We start from the raw sequence: 22,663 nt of genomic DNA on the forward strand, positions 1-22,663 counted from the left end.
CAGGCTCATAACCTGAAGGTCAGAGGTTCAAATCCTCTCCCCGCTCCCAATACTCCAAATATCATCAGTTTAAAGCACAGATAGTGACGATTATCCAAAGCTTCTACACGCAATAGTTAAAAAATATAAAACTTATTAAATCCTAGTAATAAGGGCAGGCACACTGGTGACAGACTAATTGATTTGTAAGTTGTATTTATATTACCATTAGAAAATTGACTAGCGTGTATCCGAGGTGTAGTTCTGACCTGTATTTTGTCCTAGTTTATTCTAAATCAATGATACTAACATGAAATTTAGTATCATATTTATCAATATCTTATACGACGTTACATATTTGAAAAAATTGTTAAAAATATAATATTCTTTTAACATTATATTCTATTACTTATAAATAATTATAACTTACTATGCTTGCAAGAAAGGCTCGATTATTTTTGTAATCTAACGTTAATTATTCTTAAATCACTAATTTATAATTATTGATTTTATTCTTGCAAATTATAACAAGACTGAGTTGGCAGTAAATGGTCAAAATCAGCAATCTAAAGCAAAGGAATTTCTTGCTGACTATGCTAATAAAAGAACAATCTTTCCTTACGCTGCTGTTGGTATGCGTAATAACGATTTGAAGCAAGCTTCGCGTAGTCCAAATTACCGAATTACAGATGATGCAATTCGTCGTATCATGAAAAATAATGCTAGCGTTAATCCTGGTAACCTTCAACGAGAAATTATGTTCCGCATTGGACGGACACTTGATGGTGGATATGAGCCGCCTGAGAATTTCGATATTTATGCTGCACTTGTTCCAAAACTAGTCGAACGCTATTCTCTAAACTATCAAGCCACAGGTTTGCCTAGAAAAGTTGCTTATTGGCAAATTTGGAATGAGCCTGATTTATCTTCATCTTGGAATAATAATAACCCACAAGTTTATTATGAATTTTATTCTAAAGTAGCTTAAGCCATTAAAGCAGTTGATTCGACAGCTAAAGTTGGAGGACCAAGTGTAACATATGGTTATAATCCTGGTAGTCCCTTGCTTGATGGCTTACTTAATTATTGTAAAATCACGAATACTCCTATCGATTTTCTATCTTGGTATTGTTATACTAATGACCCTAATAACATTGTTAGTATAGGAAATAGTATTCAAAAAACTTTAAATACATGTGGTTACAATAATATCGAAAGTCACTGTACAGAATGGGCTTCTTCGCCTGTTGGATTTTCACATACTTTTACTAAAGTACAATCTACAACCAGTGCATCTTTTATAGCAACAATTTTAATTTATATGCAATATTGTAAAGTTAACAGAGCATATTATTACCGTGGGGGCGGTTCATCTTTTGGGTTATTTAATGATCAATCAAACCCGACGAACCCAGCACATAAGAATTTTTGTAATTATGCAGCACAATGTTTTAATCTATTTACTCGTATGTTTGAAACGCCTTATCTGTTAACTCAAGATAATGATTTTAGTACTGGATTAACAACATTAGTTGGAGAAAATGAGGCTGGAAATAAAATTAATATTCTAGCTGCAAATTATGAAATAGATCTTGTTTTTGGCAATCCGCTGATGTCTCCCGAAGGTCCCCTAAACCAGCAATATTATTTGGATACGAATAGAACTGTTAATCAATTAAATGATGATTGGAGTAAAGAACATTGGTTTGGGGGAATAGATCCTAATACAGTTATATATAATAATCTCGTTCATCAAAGACCATACGTTTCAAGAACTCCCCTCACTGTATTCCCCCCTAGAAGAGAACAGAATAATACTCTAAGCCGTACAGGTTTAAATATTACTATCAGGAATATTGCTAATAGTTTCAGAAATTATAAAATCACAGCATATCGAATTAAAGAAGGTGGCCGTCTTGATCGTATGATTCCAGAAGAAGAAACGACCTCTATTAGCAGCTCATTCTCCAACGGAGTATTAAACATTACAGATAGAGGCGCTCTTCCATCAACTGTTACATTATATACTATTGATTTCACAGGTTAAGTTGATCTCATACAAATAACTTTTTTCAAAATAATGATAAATTTCTTTTTTTTATAATAATTAGAGTGGGAAATTATCATTAAAAAAATTATTTAGTTTATTAAGTGTATTCAACATTGTTGAGTGGATTTGAAATATGTATTTTATTTAAAAAATGTTATTAGTTTACACTTAACAAACATTATTGATAGTATTCATGGTTTATAACGTTGAAAATAATAAATATTACATATGATGGAACTTTTCGAAATTATAGGAATAGGGCTCATTACCCTTTTACCTTTGGCGAACCCTTTAACGGCGGTAGCTTTATTTCTTAGCCTGACTGAGGATATGAATCAAAAAACACGTAATCAGCAAGCATTGATGGCCGGAGTCTATGTTTTTCTTATTATGATTGTGACATGGTACGCAGGTCAGCTCGTTATGAATACGTTTGGTATTTCTGTGCCAGGGCTACGGATTGCGGGTGGGTTGATTGTTTGTTTTATTGGTTTTCAAATGCTGTTTCCTGTCAAGAAGCTGCATGAGGTACCAGAAGTTCATTCTGTGACAGCAGAATTGAAAAAAGAACCTGATACGAATATTGCTTTTGTCCCTTTGGCAATGCCTGGGACAGCAGGGCCTGGAACAATTGCAATGATTATCAGCAATGCATCAGCCGTAAAACAACCAACTGTGCATATATCCGAGTGGGTTATTTATGTTGCTCCAGTAATAGTGTTTTTAATTATTAGTGCTTTATTATGGATTTCTTTACGTAGTTCTACGGTAATTATGCGTATTATTGGAAATAGTGGTGTGCAGGCAATATCGCGATTAATGGGTTTTTTGCTGGTATGTATGGGGGTTCAGTTTATTATTAATGGTTCTTTGGATGTTGCAGCGAGCATACATTAAGTTTTTTCAAAGAAATCACGATCTATTGAGTTGACCAGACGGCTTGCTTTTGATTTTCTGCTTGAATTTATTGATCTAAGGGTTTGTAAACATGTTGCGAAAAAGCAATTATAAAATATCTACTGCTTTAATGGTAATTACTTTTTTTTCGGCAGCATATACCAATCAAGTAGAAGCTCAACAGGCTTTTCAGTTTAAAAAAAACAAAAACCTTCAAGTAGAAGACCATAACGATACAAAAGGTGACCCATCTAAAGAGTTATTCTTTAGCGGATTAAACCGTTATTTGGATCAATATGGTATTCAGTTGGGATTAAATTGGGTTACTGAAACGGCTGGAGTTGTCAGTGGTGGCAAGCGTAAAGGTGCAGATTTCACCCAACAGATTGCTTTTTCAGTAGATGTTGATTGGGAAAAGATTATCGGTTGGAAAGGCTTTTCAACTCATGCAGTTATTATGAATCGCTCTGGACGTAATGCCAGTGCGGATTATGTTGGCGATTCTCAAATCCAAGCCCAAGAAGTTTATGGGGGTGGATATGCTCGTTTGCTTCGCATGTATGATTTTTATGGTGAACAGAAATTATGGCACGATAAAATTGATATCAAAATGGGACGCCTGAGTGTGGGTGATGATTATGCACATAGTGCAATTGCCTGTCAATTTATGTTATTAACCACTTGTGGACATCCCAGGAGCACACAATCTCAACAAGGCTTTTCTGATTGGCCAGGTGCTGTTTGGGGGGGGCGTATTTTATATAAATTTACTCCTCAGGCCTATATACAAGTGGGTGCCTATCAAAGTACTCCTTGGCCTCAAGGTGGCAGAACCGGTTGGGATTGGGGTACATCAGAGGCAACTGGTGCATTTGTTCCTGTAGAATTAGGGTACAATCCTAATATCGGTAAGAATCACTTGGTGGGTCATGTTCATGTAGGAGCTGGGATTGATAGCAGTCGTTTTGAAACTTGGTCTTCTCAAGTAACGGGTTCAGGTAAAAAAGATAATCGTTTTCAATTTTGGATCCAAGCTGACCAAATGGTTTACCGTAACGATCCTATTGAAGACCATGGATTATATGTGATTGCAAATTACGGTCATGATGCTGCAACAACCTCTACTTTCAAGGATTTTTACAATATTGGGGTTTTGGATCGTGGTTTTTGGAAATCGCGATCATACGATCAATTTGGGTTGATGTTAACTTACTATACCGTTCCACGCGGCTTAAGTAGAGCACAGCAATATCAAATCAATAATGGTATGGTGACGGGTGCTAATGGAATTTTTAATGGTTTATTAAATGGCGCACCTGGGGTTCAAACAAATAGTTTGCTGTTTGAAGCGAATTATGGAGTTGCAGCCTATCGCGGTGTCATGTTAATGCCAATTTTTGAGTATTTTCATAATGTTGCTGCGACAAAAAGCACGTATAAAGATGCTGTAGTGTTTGGTTTAAAAACAAACGTTACTTTTTAAAGAAACTATTGTATAAATAACTGCTATTCATTCGTTGAATTGATATCGTATTGAAAATTTGACACGATTATATAAAATGTAACAGCGGTATTTAACAAAGTGATAAAAAAAATAATTTTATCAGGATTTACACTTTTATTACTAGGTGGGTGTAATCCTGAGATGGGTCGTCTGCCTCTTGAAAGCGATGTAGGTTGTTTACGTAAAGAACTATCTTCGGATATGCATTTATCTTTTCAAACAGCCACCAATTTTTGTCAGAAAAGCGATCATGGGGTTCCATTGCCTTTAAACCTTAAAGGTGCATTAGACCTGCAAGTACAAGCAGAGCAAGCAAATATTGCATATATAAATTAAGAATAATTATATTTCGAATTGTTAAGAGATATCAGTTTTTCTTAAAATTGATATTGTTCTTTACAGCTCACAGAACGTCTAAAGCGTTACTGGCAATCAATAAAAAAACTTGGAAAGTGCGGTGATACATGTATTATTTAGTTGTAGTTAACAAAAGTACTTAATTTTTATATAAAATAAAGTGGTGCCGACACTCGGAATTGAACCGAGGACCTACTGATTACGAATCAGTTGCTCTACCCCTGAGCTATGTCGGCTTATATGTTTTATGTTTTGCTTTTTATATAGGAGCTGAGCATAGACTGCAAGGGTGATAAAGAATTTTTCTATAAGTTTATTTTAAATTTATAGATTTATCACAGTATCTATGTTTGCTTATACAGATAAAACGTAGAAAAGATACGTAAGGTAAATTGACGCTGAAACAAATGGTCAGGTTTACATTTGATTAAGAGAGAGTTTGTGTTAGAAAGTAAGAAATTAAACGAAGCGATATGTATCGTTGATCAAGTCGTGGAATGTCATTCTTGTGGATTGGTGCAACAATATCCAGAAGTCAATCATGGTGAGTTGGTTGCATGTCATCGATGTGGGCTTGAACTTTTTCGTCATCCCCTTAGCCGACAATGGGCGGTTCCTTTTGCCTTTGCGATATCTTCGGTGATCTTATACTTAATGATGGTGTCATTTCCTTTATTATCAGTGAATATCTATGGGCGAACGAACTCGTTGGGTATTTTGAATGGCAGCATCGAATTCATGCATCAAGGCTTGGGGAGTGTCGGAGCTTTAGTAGGGTTAGTCGTGGTTGTTTTTCCGATTGTGATCATCGGTTTGATCCTTAGTATCTTGTATTATTCACGTTTTACGATGTTACCGTCTTTTTTTCCTAGATTATTGCATTTATACCGATTATTACGACCATGGTCGATGATTGAGGTCTATATTTTAGGTGTTTTTGTTGCTTATACAAAATTGGTAGGGATGGCATATGTACAGATTGATTATTCACTATATGCTATGGTCTTATTGATGATTTCTATGAGTGTCACAGATGCAAGTACTGATTTTGCCACTTTATGGGAACGATGCGCAACTAACAAAACAATGGTCTATCGTCACAAACAAGTAGAAGTCGGCCATTATCATTCTGATATATTGCCCGAAAATGACTATTTAGCTTCATGCGAATGTTGCGGGTTAGTTTTTAAAACCGATACAAGCATTCACGAAGATGAACATATTGGTATATGTCCTCGGTGTGGAAAAAACATACATAAACGTAAACCCAATAGTTTAAATCGGTCGTTGGCTCTTTTAATTACAGCTTTTGTTTTTTATATTCCAGCGAATTTATATCCTATTATGAGTACAACAATGATGGGTAGGGTGAGTAGTCATCAAATCTTTGGTGGTGTTGTGGAGTTATGGCAAAGCCAAATGATTCCATTGGCGTTACTTGTCTTTGTAGCAAGTATTGCAGTTCCCGTATTGAAAATCTCGGGAATTGGATTAATGATTGCCGCGAGTATAATGAGATCTAAAAAATGGTTGATAATGAGATCTAAATTATTTCGCGTCATTACCTTTATTGGTCGTTGGTCAATGATTGATGTCTTTATGATATCAATTTTAATTGCATTGATTCATTTTGATGCGTTGGCGACAGTGCATGCTCATGTTGGCATTTTGATGTTCGCTGCTGTTGTTGTGGTCACAATATTTGCAGCAGATACCTTCGATCCACGTTTAATGTGGGATTATGCTAAAATGAATGATTCCCAAACCAATCAAACAAAAGCAGATAACAACTAAATTTTAATAAAATTCATGTAAACATTATCAACATTCAGTAAAAGAAATATGTCGAACAATAATAATGATCAATTACCCCTGGCACCAACACGAAAGATCAAGTTTTCTTTGGTGTGGGTTGTTCCTATTCTGGTCGCCGTCCTAGCGATTTACTTGGGATGGAAAGCCATTTATAACGCAGGTCCTACAATTACGATTTCCTTTGAAACAGCAGATGGGATTGTCAGCGGTCAAACACAGGTAAAAAATAAATCTGTTGTATTAGGGACGGTCAAAAGTGTTAATTTAAGTAAAGATATGCGTCATGTTGATGTTCAAGTGGCAATGACAAGACGCGCTGCATCTGTGATTTCTAGCAACGCACGTTTTTGGGTGGTTCGACCACGCTTTAATGGAGCAAATATTTCAGGATTAGAAACCTTGATTAGTGGTGCTTATATTGCGTTTGATCCTGGCGATTATCAAGTTGGCAAAAGACAACGCTATTTTGTTGGATTGGAATCCCCACCTGGGGTCCGTTCAGGACAGCCAGGAACCACTTATACATTAGCAACTAATAATCTTGGGTCTTTAGGGGAGGGTGCTCCAATTTTCTATCGCGATACGGTGGCTGGGGAAGTTCTTAGTTACGATATGCCAAAGGGCGGTGTAGGACCCATTTTATTACATATTTTCTTAAAGAAACCTTATGATAGCTATTTACATCCTGATAGTGCTTTTTGGAATGTATCGGGCATTAAGTTCGGTTTTGGTGCGACGGGATTAAATATTGAATTACAGTCGATTCAGGCATTAATGTCTGGAGGTGTTGCTTTTGATGAATTAGATAGGCCTTTGGTTGCAGATAAAGAGCATCAAAATAAAGAGACAGTGCCTGCCAATACACAATTTAATTTATATGCTGATAAAGATGCCGCAGAAAATGCGCGTTATCAAGATAATGTCCATCTTGTCACTTATGTAACCTCTTCAGTTAAAGGATTATCCAAAGGAAGTAGAGTTACTCTGTTTGGATTACAGATAGGAACTGTGCAAAATGTTGCTTTAATTATTGATCGGGCTGCGAATAAAACCCGTGCAAAAATTACAATGGACATTCAACCAGACCGTGTCTTTTCTTTTCAAAAGAAATATGATTCTGCGACATTGGCTTTGATTACGAAATCGTTAATTGCAAATGGGATGAAAGCAAGTGTTGCAAGTGATAATTTCTTGTTTGGTAGCTCTTTAATTTCTTTGAACTTTATTGATATGAAAAAGCCCATCATTCCTCAAAAAGAAGGCGATGCTTTGGTGATTCCAAGTCAAGCAGGGGGCATGGACGGAATTATGGCTTCTATGTCAACGGTTGCATCAAAATTAGCGGCAATGCCGTTAGATCAGTTGGGTGAGAACCTTAATAACTTAATGGCACATGCTGATGATCGATTAAATAGCCCAGATGTTACCAAAACGTTGAAAGCAATGCGTCAAACGATGCAAAATATGAGCGATCTTAGTAAGAAAGTAAATAATGGGGCATCACCATTGTTGAAAGAGTTACCAGAAATGAGTCGCCAGTTAGATCAAACCTTAAAGAATGCTAATAAATTGCTAGGAAGTTATGGTGGCAACACAGATTTTCATCGTAATTTGCAAACAATGATTGTGCAATTAAGCGAAACGGCAAGATCATTAAAATTCTTTAGCGATTTTATGACCCAGCATCCATCCGCATTTATAACAGGACGTAAATAATGACTCGTTTAAATACAAAAAATATAGTATTGCGCCGCCATCTTTTGAAAACGATGATGGGAGGATCTTTGTTAGCCGTAACGGGTAGTGTATTGACAGCATGCAGCAATTCTGGCCCGACATACTATACGCTTTCCCCTGTACAAGGCAGGTTGTATAATGTGACTTCTTCTATTATAGAGGTCAGAACACCTTCATTAGCAGGCTTTTTAGATAAAGATCGTATTGTTTCAGAGATCAGTAATAATAAACTTACGTTATCCTCTTCGGATGCATGGGCGGATAATATTACAAATATGATTGGTCGTGTGATGATGTTAGATCTGGCACAACGTTTACCCAATTCACGTGTATTTTTACAAAATCAAGCAACGCAAACTACGCCACAATTCTATGTAGAAATGGATATTTCAAGATTTAATCAAGATGCAAGTGGTAAAGCAGTAGTGACAGCAGATGTAGTGATTCGCACTGATAGCGATAAACCATCCAAATTTAATCGATTATTGACGCTTGAAAAAGTTCCTGCGGATAGTAGCACACAAGCATTGGTCGTTGCATTAAGCCAAATACTTGGGGAAATTGCCGAGACTACTGCTGCAAGTTTGGCTAATTTGCCTTCTATGCCTATAGTAAATTAATCTTTAGAATAATTTATGAGGAAAAAGGAAGGTATATCCTTCCTTTTTTATGATCTTAAGTGTGAATGTAAAAGGTACATGATTATATATGTGGAAAATACTAGGGACAATTGGCACGAAGGGTAGTGAAAATGGAGATATAATTCTAGAAGAAGAAAGTTATTTAGGAGCACGTATTACATTGAAGAAATGTGAAAAATATTACACAATCACGGCAGGTATCTATGGTGCCATGGTTCACACAGTATTTTGTGATGAAAAATCTTGTCAAAAACAATATCAAGCAATGAAAAAAGATATTCAAGAATTTCTTGAACAAGATACAGTAGAAACAGAAGCATTACAATTCTGCGAATATTTTACGAGAAAATATTAAAAAACGCTTTAAAATATTAAAGCGTTTTGGAAGATCTATAATTTTTCGACTTGGTTATATTCGAGTTCAACCGGGGTTGAACGACCGAAAATAGAGACGCTGACTTTTAAGCGACCTTTTTCTGTATCGACTTCTTCGACAACACCATTAAAGGAAGTGAATGGACCATCGGATACTCTGATTTGCTCACCAACTTCAAAATTGACTGAAGGACGAGGGCTATCCATGCCTTCCTGAGCTTGTTTCATAATTTGTTCAGCTTCGGCATTCGAAATAGGAGAGGGGCGCATTCTGTTGCCCAGAAATCCTGTTACTTTGGGAGTATCTTTGACTAAATGCCAAGCTTCATCCGTCATTTCCATTTTTACCAGCACGTAGCCTGGGAAAAATTTACGTTCAGTTTGAATTTTCTGACCGCGTTTAACTTCGATTACTTCTTCAGAAGGAACCAAAATTTCTTCGATTTGACCTGTTAAGCCTTTTTGTTCTGCCTGTTCTTTGATTTGCTGAACAACTTTTTTTTCAAATCCAGAATAAACGTGAATCACGTACCATCTTTTTGCCATGACTGGCTTAACCCCCTATAAGCCAAACAAAGATTGAATACCAAAGCCGATGACTTGGTCTACAATAAAAAAGAATGCGGAAGCCCCAGCGGCCATGGCAAGCACAGCGGCTGTTGTGACTAATGTCGTGCGACGTGTTGGCCAAGTAACTTTCTTGGCTTCACTACGAACATCACGCAAAAATTTCGTGGGATTGACCGACACGAAACACCTTTCCTAATTCAAAATAGTACAACATATTATATTTGTATATAATATATCCGTACGGTTAAAGGACAAGATGAATGTGATTACATTCATGAAATACTATACGTGTCTTTTGGCAGGGGTGGAGGGTCTCGAACCCGCAACCTCCGGTTTTGGAGACCGGCACTCTAGCCAATTGAGCTACACCCCTGCATGATCACTGTGTGACTTTAAACTAGAATCACTCTTTTTGCAAGAACGATCATTTAAAATCATGATTAGGAGAAAAAGCAATGAAATGGATCGAAAGTCAAGAAAAAAATGATAGAAAATATTTTTTTCTATAAAAATAAAAAAAAGACTTGATCTGATAAAAATTTTTGCTAAAAGAGTGTTACATTTATCGAATGCTTATACAAAGCATATCGACATTCTTGGTACAAGCGGGCGTAGCATAGTGGTAATGCAGTAGCCTTCCAAGCTTCTGAGGAGGGTTCGATTCCCTTCGCCCGCTCCAAAAAAATCCCTTACAATTGAAATTATAAAATATAAGCATCGATCTATGCTTGCGTTTTTATATTGATTTTGACATTATTTTTATTGTTCAAATAAGATGATATAAGGATCAATGCAATATCATATGATAAAGCAAAATATCATTATGGTGCCGACGATTTCCCTGAAGAGTTACCCGTCACTCAAGGTGGCGTGCATATGGCTTTTTTCTATCGTTGGATGTTGGAAAAAGGGTTTGCAGGCGAAGATTTACTGGAGGATGGCGCTGATTTGTTAGTCAAGATTCATCAAGAGACTGAAGATTACTCTGTATTAGATTTATTATTTGATTTTAATTATGGTGGCTTGATGGACGAGGATTTTAACCAAGAAGGTGCCGAATTTGCGGATGCTTATTATGATGACACCTCAGTATTTTCAAAAAAGTATGGATCTTATTTACAAGATTATAGTGGGTTAGATCTGGATTTACTGGAGGGTGCTAAAGAGCAAAGCTATTATTATATTCAGTTTTCAGATCAAAATTACGAAAAAGCAAAAGGGCTGCTCGATCAACGGTATCAGCAGTTCTTGGAATTTCAGGGAAACTAGTTTTTAACGCGCAAATAATCATGATTGACCAAAGTCAAAATAAGCAGATTTTTGAAAAGAAGCTTCAAACTTTTTTAAAGGCAAAATTGATCGATTATCCTTATTTGCGTGTAAATAAAAAATGTATCTTCATTGAGAATAAAAAAGGGTTTCAGACAAAAATTAGCTGGAGCTATTTGAGTGCCAGTTTGGAATATGCTTTTTCTCTTTCCGTGAATGATATTGCAATCAGATCTTTTATTGATCAATTATCCCCTCCTTATATGTCCAATATTGCGAATACAGAAATGATATATTCGTCTTACTACGCATCTGAAGATAACTGTTCAGACATTTTCCCCATTATGTTGCCCAGAACAGAGGAGGGCATAGAACGCGCTTGCTATCGTGTTGCAAGGTTCTTTACTGAAAAATACTTAAAGCGCGTCTATCATTTGATGGAAGCAAAAACCGAACTTATTAATGATATTCTGGAAAATCCCAATTATTATGCATTTCCGTTTTTAACAGTCTTATATGTAATCAAAAAGAATCACTCGGATAAAGCAGGTATAGATTTGGAGTTATTATTGAGTGAGGATAAAATGGGCTATTTGAATGATAAGAATTTAAAAGCATCATTTAATAAAACCATTGCACAGAAATGGGCAAAGGCGCTCTTGTAACATTGCATGATATGGCGAAATAGATTATTTAGAATTCGTTGTATATGTTGCCTAGGATTTTGTTACTTAAAAATCAAGTTATAAAATAATTCATCATTTATACTTGATCTGCCTTATTTTGGATGTTCTAGGGCTTTCCTTTTTATTAAAAATCTTTTATCTAACACACAAGTTTAAAGTTACGGGTTTTGTGGTTTTGCGCTGGGACGTGTTTGTTTGGTCGTACAGACTTGCAACACTTCAGAATTAAACGATAAGCAAAGTGCTTTTTAGTTTATGTTTTTAATAGGGTTTGGTATAGAATACGTTTTTTATAAACATCTATCCAAAGTTGTTGGGAAGGTAAAGAAAGCTATATGGCTTTGTTACGCTATTCTAGAAGAGAAATGAAAGAATAAACGAAGTGAATACCGATGCAACAATGGCTGCTGGCGCAGCATCAACTTTTGCGGCAAATGATCTCAAAGGTCGTTATGCTACTGCTCTTTATGAGTTGGCAGAAGAAGAGCGAGTTTTGAATGAAGTCGTTAGTGAAGTTGAAAATCTGTTAAAAATTATCAACGAAAGCGAATTGTTAAGAGAGGTTCTAAATAACCCTTCTTTTGATACAGCGCAAAGCCGTGAGATTATTGTTAGCACTTTAAAACAAGCTGGATTCAGTCAGTTACTTCAAAATTTTGTTGGCGTAATTGCAAATAATCGTCGGCTTGCAAGTTTAAAATCTATTTTATTAGCTTTTTTTGCTTTGGTTGATTTTCGCCGTGGCGTAAGCACGGCCGAAGTAACCACAGCGCATCCTTTAACAGACAAACAACGTGCTCAGTTAAAAGATCGCTTGGCTCAAGTAGGGTATAATAAAGTAAATATACAAGAGCGTATTGATGCAAAGTTACTAGGCGGCTTTGTCATACGCATTGGGGCTCAGCTTTATGATGCTAGCCTTAAATCTCGTCTTAATCGTCTACATAATGTTATGAAGGGAGCCGCGTGATGGAAATCCGTCCCGCAGAGATTTCGGACATCCTTAAAAAACAAATTGCGTCCTTTGATAAAGAGTCTAACGTTGAGGAAACAGGAATTGTTTTGTCTGTTGGTGACGGTATTGCATTGGTTTATGGCCTGCAAAACGTCATGGCGGGTGAATTAGTTTCCTTCGGCGATGGTGACTTAAAAGGGATGGCATTGAACCTTTCCAGCGATCACGTTGGGGTTGTTATTTTTGGTAACGACAGCCAAGTACGTGAAGGGGACACTGTTTCTCGTACGAATCGTGTGATCGACGTTCCTGTTGGAAAAGGTCTTTTGGGTCGTGTTGTTGATGGCCTTGGAAATCCAATTGATGGCAAAGGTCCATTACAAGACGTTGAACGTCGTTTAGCAGAAGTAAAAGCACCTGGCATTATGCCTCGTCAATCTGTTTGTGAACCGATGTTAACAGGTATTAAAGCCATTGATGCTTTGGTTCCTATCGGACGTGGACAACGTGAATTGATTATTGGAGATCGTCAAACAGGAAAATCAACTGTATTGATCGACACAATGATTGCACAAAAGAAAACAAATGCGTTAAACGATCCAAAGAAAAGTTTGTATTGTATTTATGTTGCTATTGGACAAAAACGTTCAACAGTGGCTCAGGTTGTTCGTACTCTTGAAGAACAAGGAGTAATGGAATATTGCATCGTTGTTGCAGCAACAGCTTCTGATGCCGCTCCTATGCAATATATTGCGCCCTATGCTGCGGCTTCTATGGGTGAACATTTCCGTGATAACGGAATGCATGCATTAATCAGCTATGACGATTTGTCAAAGCAAGCAGTTGCTTATCGTCAAATGTCATTGTTGTTGCGTCGTCCACCTGGACGTGAAGCATATCCTGGGGATGTGTTCTATTTGCACTCACGTTTGTTGGAACGTGCTGCAAAAATGTCTGACGAAAACGGTGGCGGTTCATTAACAGCTTTACCAGTTATTGAAACACAAGCTGGTGACGTTTCTGCATATATTCCTACCAACGTGATTTCGATTACAGATGGTCAGGTCTTCTTAGAAACAGATTTGTTTTATCGTGGTATTCGTCCTGCAGTTAACGTTGGAACATCTGTTTCTCGTGTTGGTTCTGCAGCGCAAACAAAAGCAATGAAACAAGTTGCAGGTAGTATTAAACTTGAGTTAGCGCAATATCGTGAGATGGAAGCGTTCTCTCAATTTGCTTCTGACCTTGATGCGTCTACTAGAAAACTATTGGCTCGTGGTGCGCGTTTAACAGAGTTATTGAAACAACCTCAAAATTCTCCATACACTATGGAAGAAGAAGTTGTTGTTCTATATGCTGGAACTCGTGGATACACAGATGAAATTGCAGTTGACAAAATTGGTCACTTTGAAAAACAATTTATCGAAGTAATGCGTTCTTCTGGTGCTGATATTCTTAATGGAATCCGAGATGCTGCTCAAATCACCAAAGAATTGGAAGAAAAATTGGTGGCATTCTTAAAAGATTTCGTTATTAAATTCAAGCAAGTTTAAGGGGCATTGCAATGGCTTCTTTAAAGGAATTACGCGCGAGAATTAATAGCGTTAAATCGACAAAAAAAATTACAAGCGCCATGAAAATGGTTGCTGCTGCAAAGATGAACCGTGCTGAAAGACGTTCACGTGAAGCAAAACCTTTTGCAACAACGATGCAACGGATTTTGGTTAATTTAAAAGAATCTTTGGGTGATCGTCCTGGCTTGCCAAAATTATTGGCAGGAACAGGGAAGCAAGATATTCACTTGATTATTCCAATGAGCAGTGATCGTGGTTTGGCTGGTGGATTTAACGGAAATATTAATCGCGCAACACGTGGCATCGTTGAAAAACTTCTTAAAGAAGGAAAAAACGTAAAAATATGTCCAATTGGGTTTAAATCTTACGTTTATTTCCGAGGTGAATATCCTAATCTTGTTGTAGGACCAGAAGGTGGCGATCATCGGTTGGGAAATGTAACATTTGATACGGCTGATCAAATTGCCAGCTATATTGAAAAATTGTTGCAAGATGAACAATGTGATGTATGCACCGTGGTTTATAACCAGTTTAAGAATGTCATGTTACAAGTTCCGACTGAATTGCCGTTGATTCCTTTGAGTATTGCTGCAACTGAGAAACATGAAGAGACCTTAGACGAAAAATTAGCTGCTCATAAAGAGCAATTACAAGCTGAGTATTTATTTGAACCAGAGCCAGAGGAAGTATTGCATCGCTTGCTTCCCCAAAACCTTCGTGTTCAATTATTTTCTGCTATGCTTGAAACCAATGCTGGTGAGCAAGGTGCTCGTATGACGGCTATGGATAGTGCGACACGTAATGCAGGTAAAGCAATTGATAAGTTAAGCTTGCATTACAACCGTACTCGTCAAGCAAATATTACGAATGAACTTACTGAGGTTATATCAGGTGCAAATGCTGCCTGATTGTTATAATTATTCTGCTAGGAGCTGACCCTATTATGTCGGAAACCGCAATTGAAGAAAAAAACGCAGCATACACTGATTCATCAGCGGGGAATCAGGCTGCATCTAAAAGTAACTCTGTAGGTCGCGTCACCGAAGTCAAAGGTGCTGTTGTTGACGTGCAATTTACAGGTGATTTGCCTTACATTTTGAACGCATTAACTTGTAAAGTTGGCGATCGTAATTTGGTATTAGAAGTCGCACAAGAAATTGGTGATAACCAAGTTCGTTGTATTGCGATGGATTCTACCGATGGTATGGTTCGTGGAATGGAAGTTGCTGATACAGGACATCAAATTCGTATGCCTGTTGGTAATGAAACATTGGGTCGTATTTTAAACGTTATTGGTGAACCTATTGATGAATTAGGCCCAATTAACGCAAAAAGCTACTCACCGATTCACCGTGAAGCACCATCTTTTGAAGAACAAAGTGCAGCAAGTGAAATCTTGGAAACAGGTATTAAAGTTGTTGACTTACTTTGCCCATATCTTCGTGGTGGTAAAGTCGGCTTGTTCGGTGGTGCTGGTGTTGGTAAGACCGTTTTGATTCAAGAGTTAATTAACAATATTGCAATGGGACATGGTGGTGTGTCTGTATTTGCTGGTGTTGGTGAAAGAACTCGTGAAGGTAACGATCTGTATCACGAAATGAAAGATGCTGGCGTTATTAAAGTTGACGGAAACAGCACCGAAGGTTCAAAAGTGGCTCTTGTTTATGGGCAAATGAATGAACCTCCTGGGGCACGTGCTCGCGTTGCATTATCTGGTTTGACTGTTGCAGAACATTTCCGTGACGAAGCTGGACAGGATGTGTTGTTCTTCGTTGATAATATTTTCCGCTTTACCCAAGCTGGTTCTGAAGTTTCTGCGTTGTTGGGTCGTATTCCATCTGCTGTGGGGTATCAACCTACATTGGCAACGGAAATGGGTAATTTACAAGAACGTATTACCTCCACAAAAAAGGGCTCTATTACGTCAGTGCAAGCTGTTTATGTGCCTGCTGATGACTTGACAGATCCTGCACCTGCTACAACGTTTGCTCACTTAGATGCAACAACAGTGTTGAACCGTTCTATTGCAGAACTTGGGATTTATCCTGCGGTTGATCCGTTGGATTCTACATCTCGTTCATTGGATCCTCGTATTGTTGGTGAAGAACATTACGAAGTTGCACGTAGCGTTCAGAAGATTCTTCAAAACTATAAATCTTTGCAAGACATTATTGCGATTTTGGGTATGGATGAATTATCTGAAGAAGATAAAAAAGTTGTTTCACGCGCACGTCGTATTCAACGTTTTCTTTCTCAACCTTTCCATGTTGCTGAAGTCTTTACGGGTATGTCTGGTAAACTGGTTCCAGTTAAAGATACTGTACGTTCCTTTAAAGAAATCATTGATGGTAAGCATGATGATTTGCCAGAAGCAGCTTTCTATATGGTAGGAACCATTGATGAAGCAATTGCAAAGGCAGAGAAAATGAAACAAGATGCTAAATAAGCATTTTGTAGAACTGTAAAGGAAGACAGTAATGTCGATACAACTTGAAATTGTCAGCCCAGAGAAAGTTGTCGTTTCTCAAAAGGTCGATATGGCTGTTTTACCCGGTTTAGAAGGTGATATTGCTGCAATGGAGGGTCATGTTCCTATGATCCTTCTCCTTCGTGGGGGTGTTATTCACCTTTATGAAGGGGACAAAATAACGGATAGTTTTTTTGTTGAAAGCGGTTTTGCTGAGATGCAAGAAACAAAATGCACCGTGCTTGCCAAAGAAGTCAAAAAGCTGGACGAGTTGTCTGAAGAGACAGCAAGTAAACGTTTGGCTGACTTAGAGGAAAGTTATAAAGTAGCTTCTAAGGGTAATGATGCTGAAAGACAACGTGAGTTAATTGACGAAATGCAAAATGCTCGCGTTATGCTAGAGTTAGCTACCTCTGTAAAGAAGTAGCCTTCTCATCATAGAGGAAAGGTATTTATTACCTTCCTCTATATGCCGGAACCTCTTGTTCTGGAATCCATACTTTTTTAGGTGGCGTATCTGTTTGCCAAAACACATCAATTGGCATTCCACCTCTGGGATACCAATACCCACCAATTCTTAACCATTTGGGTTTTAATAACTTTACTATTGTTGAACCGATTTCGACGGTGCATGCTTCGTGAAAAGAGCCGTGGTTACGAAAGCTAGATAAATATAATTTTAAAGATTTACTCTCAACGATCCATTTTTCTGGAATATAATCAATGACAAGGTGGGCAAAGTCAGGTTGTCCTGTAATGGGGCAAAGAGACGTAAATTCTGGCGCGGTAAAACGAATAGTATAATCGTACTCTTGATAGGGTGCTGGCACTCGTTCCAGTTTCGCGTCTTGTGGAGATTGTGGCAAAGGGGTATTTTCCCCTAATTGGGTCAGATGTTTTTTCAAATCAGGTGATTTAGACATAATTTTATATTCAATGTTAAAATAGGGTTGTTTGTTCAGAAAATAGTATAAAATGAACTTTAAAAATATTCTATCTTAATATGTAAGTATTGAAGAGAAAGGATAAAATATTGTTTACTAACGAGGAAAAAGAACAGGCAAAATATTTTAAATTTTCTTTTCATCCTTTAGATGAATTGGAGCATTATTTACAACCTCGATTTTTGCCAATTATCGATAAAAACTCAGTGGTAGAAGTAAGAGAAAATTATTCAATCACTGTTCCTAAGCATATTATTTTATTCTGGCATGAGACGGTCCCTCCACTAGATGTGCAGGATTCTATTGATAAAATCCGCCATCATAATCCGACTTATCAAGTGCAGTTATTTGATGAAAAATCAGCAGGTGAATTTATTCAACAGCATTATGGGCAAGACATTTTGCATTTATATGAACGTCGTTGTGTGCATCCATCAATGAAATCTGATTTCTTTCGGATGGGTTATTTATTACAAAAAGGGGGAATATATGTTGATATCGATATTGATTGCTTCACAAGTTTAGAAAAAATTTTCAAGCATTATGATTTCGATTGTTTACTATTTTATACTAAAGGGCAGCCATGTTGTATTGATAACGATTTTGTTGTGTGTCAGCCACATAATCCTGTTATTGAAGCAATATTTAACAAAATATGTAATAATTTAACAGGTGATTATCGCTTTTCAAGTGTGTGGGATTGTACGGGACCTGGTGCAGTATCAATGGCAGTGATGGAACTTTTGATGCAAGGCATCATTGGTGATTCGATGGGTCAGGTAGGATTAAATCGTTTACAGTTATTCGAACATCATTTTATGACCAAAGCATATAGTCATTTAGAGTTAGAATATAAAAAAACAACAGATGGAAATTGGCGATATTTCAAATTACCCACACGCTTAAATTTATTATGAACTTAAAATTTACTTAGAATGGGTTTTTTATCAGCAGTAATAGTATTGTCTCTGATGTGATTTTTGATCAAATCCATTAGAAAATTATTTTGAAGCAAAGTGAAGTATGATAAGTTTATTTTCCGGAAAAATTATTTTCATAAAAGTATATGATCAATTTACAAAAATTTTCTAAACCTGTGATGATTATAGACAATGAGTCATTACAGAAGATGGTTGCATCTTTATTGCAGGAAAAATTCATTACAGTGGATACCGAATTCGTTCGGGAACGAACTTATTGGCCTGAATTATGTCTTGTACAAATTGCAGGAACAGGAACTGTATATTTACTAGATGCGTTGTCGTCTGATATTGATTTGTCGTTGTTGTTACCGTTATTAACGGCACCTTCAGTCGTAAAAGTTTTTCATGCAGCTCAACAAGATTTAGAAATATTTTTGCATTTACTGGGAGTATTGCCGGCGCCTGTTTTCGATACCCAAGTTGCGGCAATGGTGGCTGGGTTTGGTAATCAAATTGGATATGACAGTTTGGTTGAGTCTTTACTCAAAGTAACGATTGATAAATCACATCGGTTTAGTGATTGGGCAATGCGCCCATTAACAGCTGCACAACAAAATTATGCGGCAGCAGATGTGACTTATTTATGGGATGTATATTTAGTTTTATTACAAAAATTACAAGATACGAATCGGCTAAGCTGGGTTGCAGCTGAGATAGACGTATTGTCCGATCCAAATTTCTTTTTGCCTCCATTGGCAAAAATATGGAAACGTTTACGTCCCAAGACAAATAATCGCCGTGTTTTAGGGTGCTTATATGCTATTATTCAATGGCGTGAAGAAGAAGCACAAAAGCTAAATATTCCTCGGCAACATTTGGTTAAGGATGAGAGCCTGCTGGCGATTGCTGCTGCCTTGCCTGATAGTGTCAAGGCATTGTCTCGTATTCGTGGCATCTCGCATGGTTTTGCAGAGGGTAAAGAAGGGGGGACTTTATTAGCTGTTATCAAAACAGTGAAAAATACAGATGTTGAATCATTGCCTTTGCCTATTCCTGTTGAATCGAACAAACGAAAACCATCTGAAGCAATGATTGCTTTACTCAAAGTATTGCTACAAGCGAAATGTGAACGATATCAAGTGGCTCCAAAATTAGTGATTGATAGTAAAGATATTGAAAAACTGGCATTGGGAAAACGTGATTTGCCTGTATTATCTGGGTGGAGGCGTGACGTATTTGGACAAGATGCTATTGATCTTTGTAATGGGCAGCTTATTTTAGGGGTTCAAGATCAAAAAATAGAATTAATTAAACGTTAATTGATTTTCAGCTTTAGAATAACTAATTGTATAAATCAGATCGATATTATAAAGGGTAGTATGCGTAATGGAATGGAATGAAGAAGCCGTAGGACGGTTAAAAGAGTTATGGGCGCAAGGGCTGTCCACGGCTGAAATAGGACGGCATTTAAATGTGACTAAAAACGCAGTGGTGGGTAAGGCGCATCGTTTAGGGTTGGAAGGAAGACCTTCACCGATTCGTAGAGCAGCTGCAAAAAAAGAAAAAGCACCAGCACCAGCTGTGACAAAAGCTGAAACTCAACCTGCAGAAAAAGTCGTAAAGGTTGCAAAGTCAAAAGCAGAAAAAATTGAGAAAATTGAAAAAGAAAAGCCTGCGTTAACGGCTAATACTGCAAAAGCAGCGGAAGTTACTCAGTTAGAGATGATAGCGCCGATCGTAAAAAAGGAAATCAAACCATCAAAGAAAACAAAAATTGATTTTACAACACCAGTAGAATTGCCAAAAAGACGTTCAATGTCTGATTGTTGTTGGCCTATTGGCGATCCAGGTACGAAGGATTTTCATTTTTGTGGTTCTAAGGTTGTTCCAGGAAAACCATATTGTTTAGAGCATGTTCAAATTGCGTATGTTAAGTTAAGAGATCGTAAAAATAACGTTGCTTAATCTGCTATGTTTCTCTGAACAGTTAAGGTTCAGAGAAATAATATGTATTAATCGATTCTAGGCTCAGCTGTTTTTAGAAGTTCTTCTGCAATAGGAGTCTCTTCGTTGGTTTTGACTTCTGTTTCTGTGTGAGCGGCGGCTGCTTTTGGTTTATCAGCAGTAATCATTTCAATTTGACCAGTGATTTGCCCGCCATCTTCGACTTTTAAGCGACGGCATTTTGCTTTACCAATTAAACGACCGGTTGCTGTTACAACTAAGTTCCCTTGTGCAATAATATTTCCCTCTAAAATGCCTGTAATTTCGATATCTTGAGAATCGACCTCACCTTTAAGGAGACCTGTTTTTTGCACAATGATTTTTTTTGCTTTAATCGTATTGGTTTCGACAGTGCCTTCGATGATTAATGTTTCAACGTCTTCTATTACGCCTTGGATGCGAATTCCTTGTCCTATTGCAAGGGTACGACGATGGGATGCATTATCATGATGTAAAGAACTATTTGTACCATAAGCGCGCTCTGTATTGGGTAAGAGTGTATTACGATTAATTAGTTTTTTCTCTAAGGTTGGGGGTAGGTTATTTTTCATAGAGTGAGAGCCTTCATCATGATTTGGGATAAAATAAAGATTGTATGACTATAAGGTTGTTCTTTAAAACACTAATCTTCATATAGTTGATTAAGGTTAAAATTGTAAATCATAATTAATAAATATATACCAGTTAATATGATTCAATCTAGGTTTTCATAATAAGAATTAAGAAAAACTAAATATTGTTTTTAGATAAGACAATGCAAAAAAGAGTTGCTATCGTAATATGTTAATTGATTACGATAAGAAAAAGGAAAATGAAGTTAAAGATGAGAAGTTTCAGAGAAATCTTGGGTCGTAAGCGATCCGATGATACAGAATTTGATATCGTAGGAATAGGGAATGCGATTGTGGACGTCCTGGTTCAAGTCGATTCGAATTTCCTTGAACAACAAGGAATGGTTCCTGGGACGATGGCACTTATTAATGGACAACGTGCCAAAGAACTTAAATCGATGTTAAAAGCTGAAAAGCAGATGAGTGGTGGTTCTGTTGCGAATACATGTTTTGTTGCTGCGTTGATGGGGGCAAAAACAGCTTATCTTGGCAAAGTTGCAGATGATGGTTTAGGAAAAAACTTTGCGGATGATATTCGACAAGGTGGGGTTTATTTTCCTTCTCAACCCTTAAAAGCCAAAGGGAATGCGGATTTATTGACAGCACGTTCAATCATCTTTGTGACCCCCGATGGACAACGCACGATGAATACATATTTAGGTGCATGTACGCAATTTAAACCTGAAGATGTTATTGAAGAAGTCATCAGTGCAGGTAAAGTTACCTTTTTAGAAGGTTACTTATTTGATGGTGAATTAGCACAAAAAGCGTTTTATCAAGCTGCAGATATTGCTCACAAAGCTGAAAAAAAGGTTGCATTAAGTCTTTCTGATGTTTTTTGTGTACAACGTCACTTGGCAGCATTCAAGGATTTTGTATCGACACGTGTGGATATGGTTTTTGCAAATGACCATGAAATTTGTGCTTTATACGAAACAGAAGATTTTGAAACGGCTATTGCTCAAGCTGCAAAGGATGCCCCGATTGTTGTTGTGACACGCGGAGAAAAAGGAAGTGTGATTGTTGCCGAGAACGAGCGAATAGAGGTTGCTTGTGTTCCTACGGTTGTAGTAGATACAACAGGTGCAGGGGATGCTTATGTTGCTGGTTTCTTGGCAGGATGGACAACAGACCGTACTTATGCAGAATGTGGACGTTTAGGAAGCGTGGTTGCTTCTGAGGTTATTTCTCATTTTGGTGCAAGACCATTGCCTGAATTAAAAGAAGTAATGAATTTTTAATATGCAAAGTTATCTTGTCCTCTGACGTGATAGAGGTTAAAGGTAATTGCAAAGATATTTATGC

At 37.3% G+C, this 22,663-nt stretch carries 24 protein-coding genes and 3 tRNA genes; 21 read left to right on the top strand and 6 right to left on the bottom strand.

Annotated elements, in window-relative coordinates; all coding sequences use genetic code 11:
• Window positions 1-517 precede the first annotated feature (517 nt).
• The 5 genes from PQG52_RS00005 to PQG52_RS00025 all read left to right on the top strand — a co-directional run bounded on the left by PQG52_RS00005 (window position 518) and on the right by PQG52_RS00025 (window position 4,766).
• On the top strand, window positions 518-967 hold the full coding sequence (locus PQG52_RS00005) for a hypothetical protein (RefSeq protein WP_271827354.1): 450 nt from the start codon (window positions 518-520) through the stop codon (window positions 965-967).
• Between the two features lie 333 nt (window positions 968-1,300).
• The gene (locus PQG52_RS00010; protein WP_271827355.1) at window positions 1,301-2,026 is read left to right on the top strand and encodes a hypothetical protein; all 726 of its coding nucleotides are present in this window, start codon (window positions 1,301-1,303) and stop codon (window positions 2,024-2,026) included.
• Window positions 2,027-2,257: 231 nt separating this feature from the next.
• Window positions 2,258-2,926 carry a MarC family NAAT transporter gene (locus PQG52_RS00015; protein WP_271827356.1) on the top strand — a complete coding sequence of 223 codons (669 nt, stop codon included), beginning with the start codon at window positions 2,258-2,260 and terminating at the stop codon, window positions 2,924-2,926.
• Between the two features lie 91 nt (window positions 2,927-3,017).
• Window positions 3,018-4,409: a carbohydrate porin gene (locus tag PQG52_RS00020; protein ID WP_271827357.1), complete on the top strand. Its 1,392-nt coding sequence runs from the start codon at window positions 3,018-3,020 to the stop codon at window positions 4,407-4,409.
• 99 nt (window positions 4,410-4,508) lie between these two features.
• Window positions 4,509-4,766, top strand: coding sequence for a hypothetical protein (locus PQG52_RS00025; RefSeq protein WP_370866890.1), 258 nt, complete (start codon window positions 4,509-4,511; stop codon window positions 4,764-4,766).
• A 182-nt stretch (window positions 4,767-4,948) separates the two neighbouring features.
• Here the strand turns inward: PQG52_RS00025 and PQG52_RS00030 are convergent.
• A tRNA-Thr gene (locus tag PQG52_RS00030) sits at window positions 4,949-5,023 on the bottom strand.
• Window positions 5,024-5,228: 205 nt separating this feature from the next.
• Between PQG52_RS00030 and PQG52_RS00035 the strand changes: the two genes are divergently transcribed.
• The 4 genes from PQG52_RS00035 to PQG52_RS00050 all read left to right on the top strand — a co-directional run bounded on the left by PQG52_RS00035 (window position 5,229) and on the right by PQG52_RS00050 (window position 9,335).
• Window positions 5,229-6,581, top strand: coding sequence for a paraquat-inducible protein A (locus tag PQG52_RS00035; RefSeq protein WP_271827358.1), 1,353 nt, complete (start codon window positions 5,229-5,231; stop codon window positions 6,579-6,581).
• A 48-nt stretch (window positions 6,582-6,629) separates the two neighbouring features.
• Window positions 6,630-8,318 carry a PqiB family protein gene (locus PQG52_RS00040; protein ID WP_271789505.1) on the top strand — a complete coding sequence of 563 codons (1,689 nt, stop codon included), beginning with the start codon at window positions 6,630-6,632 and terminating at the stop codon, window positions 8,316-8,318.
• Entirely contained in the window at window positions 8,318-8,959 is a 642-nt protein-coding gene (locus tag PQG52_RS00045) for a PqiC family protein (RefSeq protein WP_271789504.1), read from the top strand. Before PQG52_RS00040 ends, PQG52_RS00045 begins: the two co-directional genes overlap by 1 nt.
• 88 nt (window positions 8,960-9,047) lie before the next feature.
• The gene (locus PQG52_RS00050) at window positions 9,048-9,335 is read left to right on the top strand and encodes a hypothetical protein (protein ID WP_271827359.1); all 288 of its coding nucleotides are present in this window, start codon (window positions 9,048-9,050) and stop codon (window positions 9,333-9,335) included.
• A gap of 35 nt (window positions 9,336-9,370) precedes the next feature.
• Here the strand turns inward: PQG52_RS00050 and nusG are convergent, their stop codons facing one another.
• From nusG to PQG52_RS00065, 3 genes are all read right to left on the bottom strand, one after another.
• The gene (gene nusG, locus PQG52_RS00055; protein WP_271789502.1) at window positions 9,371-9,901 is read right to left on the bottom strand and encodes a transcription termination/antitermination protein NusG; all 531 of its coding nucleotides are present in this window, start codon (window positions 9,899-9,901) and stop codon (window positions 9,371-9,373) included.
• A gap of 15 nt (window positions 9,902-9,916) precedes the next feature.
• Window positions 9,917-10,105: a preprotein translocase subunit SecE gene (gene secE / locus PQG52_RS00060; protein WP_271789501.1), complete on the bottom strand. Its 189-nt coding sequence runs from the start codon at window positions 10,103-10,105 to the stop codon at window positions 9,917-9,919.
• Between the two features lie 116 nt (window positions 10,106-10,221).
• Window positions 10,222-10,298, bottom strand: a tRNA-Trp gene (locus PQG52_RS00065).
• A gap of 232 nt (window positions 10,299-10,530) precedes the next feature.
• Here PQG52_RS00065 and PQG52_RS00070 point away from each other — a divergent pair.
• The 8 genes from PQG52_RS00070 (at window position 10,531) to atpC (ending at window position 17,303) form a co-directional block, all read left to right on the top strand.
• Window positions 10,531-10,604: transfer RNA gene (locus tag PQG52_RS00070), tRNA-Gly, on the top strand.
• Between the two features lie 116 nt (window positions 10,605-10,720).
• The gene (locus tag PQG52_RS00075) at window positions 10,721-11,194 is read left to right on the top strand and encodes a DUF7832 domain-containing protein (RefSeq protein WP_456304935.1); all 474 of its coding nucleotides are present in this window, start codon (window positions 10,721-10,723) and stop codon (window positions 11,192-11,194) included.
• A gap of 20 nt (window positions 11,195-11,214) precedes the next feature.
• Window positions 11,215-11,859, top strand: coding sequence for a hypothetical protein (locus PQG52_RS00080; RefSeq protein WP_271827361.1), 645 nt, complete (start codon window positions 11,215-11,217; stop codon window positions 11,857-11,859).
• A 421-nt stretch (window positions 11,860-12,280) separates the two neighbouring features.
• On the top strand, window positions 12,281-12,850 hold the full coding sequence (gene atpH, locus PQG52_RS00085) for an ATP synthase F1 subunit delta (protein WP_271789539.1): 570 nt from the start codon (window positions 12,281-12,283) through the stop codon (window positions 12,848-12,850).
• Complete coding sequence (atpA, locus tag PQG52_RS00090; RefSeq protein ID WP_271827362.1) at window positions 12,850-14,388, top strand: F0F1 ATP synthase subunit alpha; 1,539 nt, start codon at window positions 12,850-12,852, stop codon at window positions 14,386-14,388. Before atpH ends, atpA begins: the two co-directional genes overlap by 1 nt.
• Window positions 14,389-14,399: 11 nt before the next feature.
• The gene (locus PQG52_RS00095) at window positions 14,400-15,317 is read left to right on the top strand and encodes a F0F1 ATP synthase subunit gamma (RefSeq protein ID WP_271827363.1); all 918 of its coding nucleotides are present in this window, start codon (window positions 14,400-14,402) and stop codon (window positions 15,315-15,317) included.
• Between the two features lie 35 nt (window positions 15,318-15,352).
• On the top strand, window positions 15,353-16,855 hold the full coding sequence (atpD, locus tag PQG52_RS00100) for a F0F1 ATP synthase subunit beta (RefSeq protein WP_271789495.1): 1,503 nt from the start codon (window positions 15,353-15,355) through the stop codon (window positions 16,853-16,855).
• 31 nt (window positions 16,856-16,886) lie between these two features.
• Entirely contained in the window at window positions 16,887-17,303 is a 417-nt protein-coding gene (gene atpC, locus PQG52_RS00105) for an ATP synthase F1 subunit epsilon (RefSeq protein WP_271789494.1), read from the top strand.
• 28 nt (window positions 17,304-17,331) lie between these two features.
• On the opposite strand, the gene queF is transcribed toward atpC, so the two are convergent.
• Window positions 17,332-17,799 (bottom strand): preQ(1) synthase, encoded by a 468-nt coding sequence (gene queF / locus PQG52_RS00110; protein ID WP_271789493.1) that lies wholly within the window; start codon window positions 17,797-17,799, stop codon window positions 17,332-17,334.
• Between the two features lie 110 nt (window positions 17,800-17,909).
• Between queF and PQG52_RS00115 the strand changes: the two genes are divergently transcribed.
• The 3 genes from PQG52_RS00115 (at window position 17,910) to PQG52_RS00125 (ending at window position 20,708) form a co-directional block, all read left to right on the top strand.
• Complete coding sequence (locus tag PQG52_RS00115) at window positions 17,910-18,737, top strand: glycosyltransferase family 32 protein (RefSeq protein WP_271789492.1); 828 nt, start codon at window positions 17,910-17,912, stop codon at window positions 18,735-18,737.
• Window positions 18,738-18,886: 149 nt separating this feature from the next.
• Window positions 18,887-20,062, top strand: coding sequence for a ribonuclease D (gene rnd / locus PQG52_RS00120; RefSeq protein WP_271827364.1), 1,176 nt, complete (start codon window positions 18,887-18,889; stop codon window positions 20,060-20,062).
• 67 nt (window positions 20,063-20,129) lie between these two features.
• Window positions 20,130-20,708, top strand: coding sequence for a GcrA family cell cycle regulator (locus PQG52_RS00125; RefSeq protein ID WP_271789490.1), 579 nt, complete (start codon window positions 20,130-20,132; stop codon window positions 20,706-20,708).
• A gap of 47 nt (window positions 20,709-20,755) precedes the next feature.
• Here the strand turns inward: PQG52_RS00125 and PQG52_RS00130 are convergent, their stop codons facing one another.
• Window positions 20,756-21,298: a bactofilin family protein gene (locus PQG52_RS00130; RefSeq protein WP_271789489.1), complete on the bottom strand. Its 543-nt coding sequence runs from the start codon at window positions 21,296-21,298 to the stop codon at window positions 20,756-20,758.
• 260 nt (window positions 21,299-21,558) lie between these two features.
• On the opposite strand from PQG52_RS00130, the gene PQG52_RS00135 reads away from it, so the two are divergent.
• A complete protein-coding gene (locus PQG52_RS00135; protein ID WP_408869524.1) occupies window positions 21,559-22,599 on the top strand; it encodes an adenosine kinase in 1,041 nt (346 codons plus the stop codon).
• Window positions 22,600-22,663 lie beyond the last annotated feature (64 nt).

It is taken from the genome of Commensalibacter communis (assembly GCF_947179105.1).
In the GTDB taxonomy this organism is placed as follows: domain Bacteria; phylum Pseudomonadota; class Alphaproteobacteria; order Acetobacterales; family Acetobacteraceae; genus Commensalibacter; species Commensalibacter communis.

Coding starts and splice junctions, on each gene's coding strand:
- nusG (WP_271789502.1), bottom strand. CDS start 9,901: ATGGCAAAAAGATGGTACGTGATTCACGTTTATTCTGGATTTGAAAAA.
- PQG52_RS00130 (WP_271789489.1), bottom strand. CDS start 21,298: ATGAAAAATAACCTACCCCCAACCTTAGAGAAAAAACTAATTAATCGT.
- atpA (WP_271827362.1), top strand. CDS start 12,850: ATGGAAATCCGTCCCGCAGAGATTTCGGACATCCTTAAAAAACAAATT.
- PQG52_RS00125 (WP_271789490.1), top strand. CDS start 20,130: ATGGAATGGAATGAAGAAGCCGTAGGACGGTTAAAAGAGTTATGGGCG.
- queF (WP_271789493.1), bottom strand. CDS start 17,799: ATGTCTAAATCACCTGATTTGAAAAAACATCTGACCCAATTAGGGGAA.
- PQG52_RS00015 (WP_271827356.1), top strand. CDS start 2,258: ATGATGGAACTTTTCGAAATTATAGGAATAGGGCTCATTACCCTTTTA.
- PQG52_RS00020 (WP_271827357.1), top strand. CDS start 3,018: ATGTTGCGAAAAAGCAATTATAAAATATCTACTGCTTTAATGGTAATT.
- rnd (WP_271827364.1), top strand. CDS start 18,887: ATGATCAATTTACAAAAATTTTCTAAACCTGTGATGATTATAGACAAT.
- PQG52_RS00095 (WP_271827363.1), top strand. CDS start 14,400: ATGGCTTCTTTAAAGGAATTACGCGCGAGAATTAATAGCGTTAAATCG.
- PQG52_RS00010 (WP_271827355.1), top strand. CDS start 1,301: ATGCAATATTGTAAAGTTAACAGAGCATATTATTACCGTGGGGGCGGT.
- PQG52_RS00135 (WP_408869524.1), top strand. CDS start 21,559: ATGAAGTTAAAGATGAGAAGTTTCAGAGAAATCTTGGGTCGTAAGCGA.
- atpC (WP_271789494.1), top strand. CDS start 16,887: ATGTCGATACAACTTGAAATTGTCAGCCCAGAGAAAGTTGTCGTTTCT.
- atpH (WP_271789539.1), top strand. CDS start 12,281: ATGGCTGCTGGCGCAGCATCAACTTTTGCGGCAAATGATCTCAAAGGT.
- PQG52_RS00040 (WP_271789505.1), top strand. CDS start 6,630: ATGTCGAACAATAATAATGATCAATTACCCCTGGCACCAACACGAAAG.
- PQG52_RS00045 (WP_271789504.1), top strand. CDS start 8,318: ATGACTCGTTTAAATACAAAAAATATAGTATTGCGCCGCCATCTTTTG.
- PQG52_RS00050 (WP_271827359.1), top strand. CDS start 9,048: ATGTGGAAAATACTAGGGACAATTGGCACGAAGGGTAGTGAAAATGGA.
- PQG52_RS00080 (WP_271827361.1), top strand. CDS start 11,215: ATGATTGACCAAAGTCAAAATAAGCAGATTTTTGAAAAGAAGCTTCAA.
- atpD (WP_271789495.1), top strand. CDS start 15,353: ATGTCGGAAACCGCAATTGAAGAAAAAAACGCAGCATACACTGATTCA.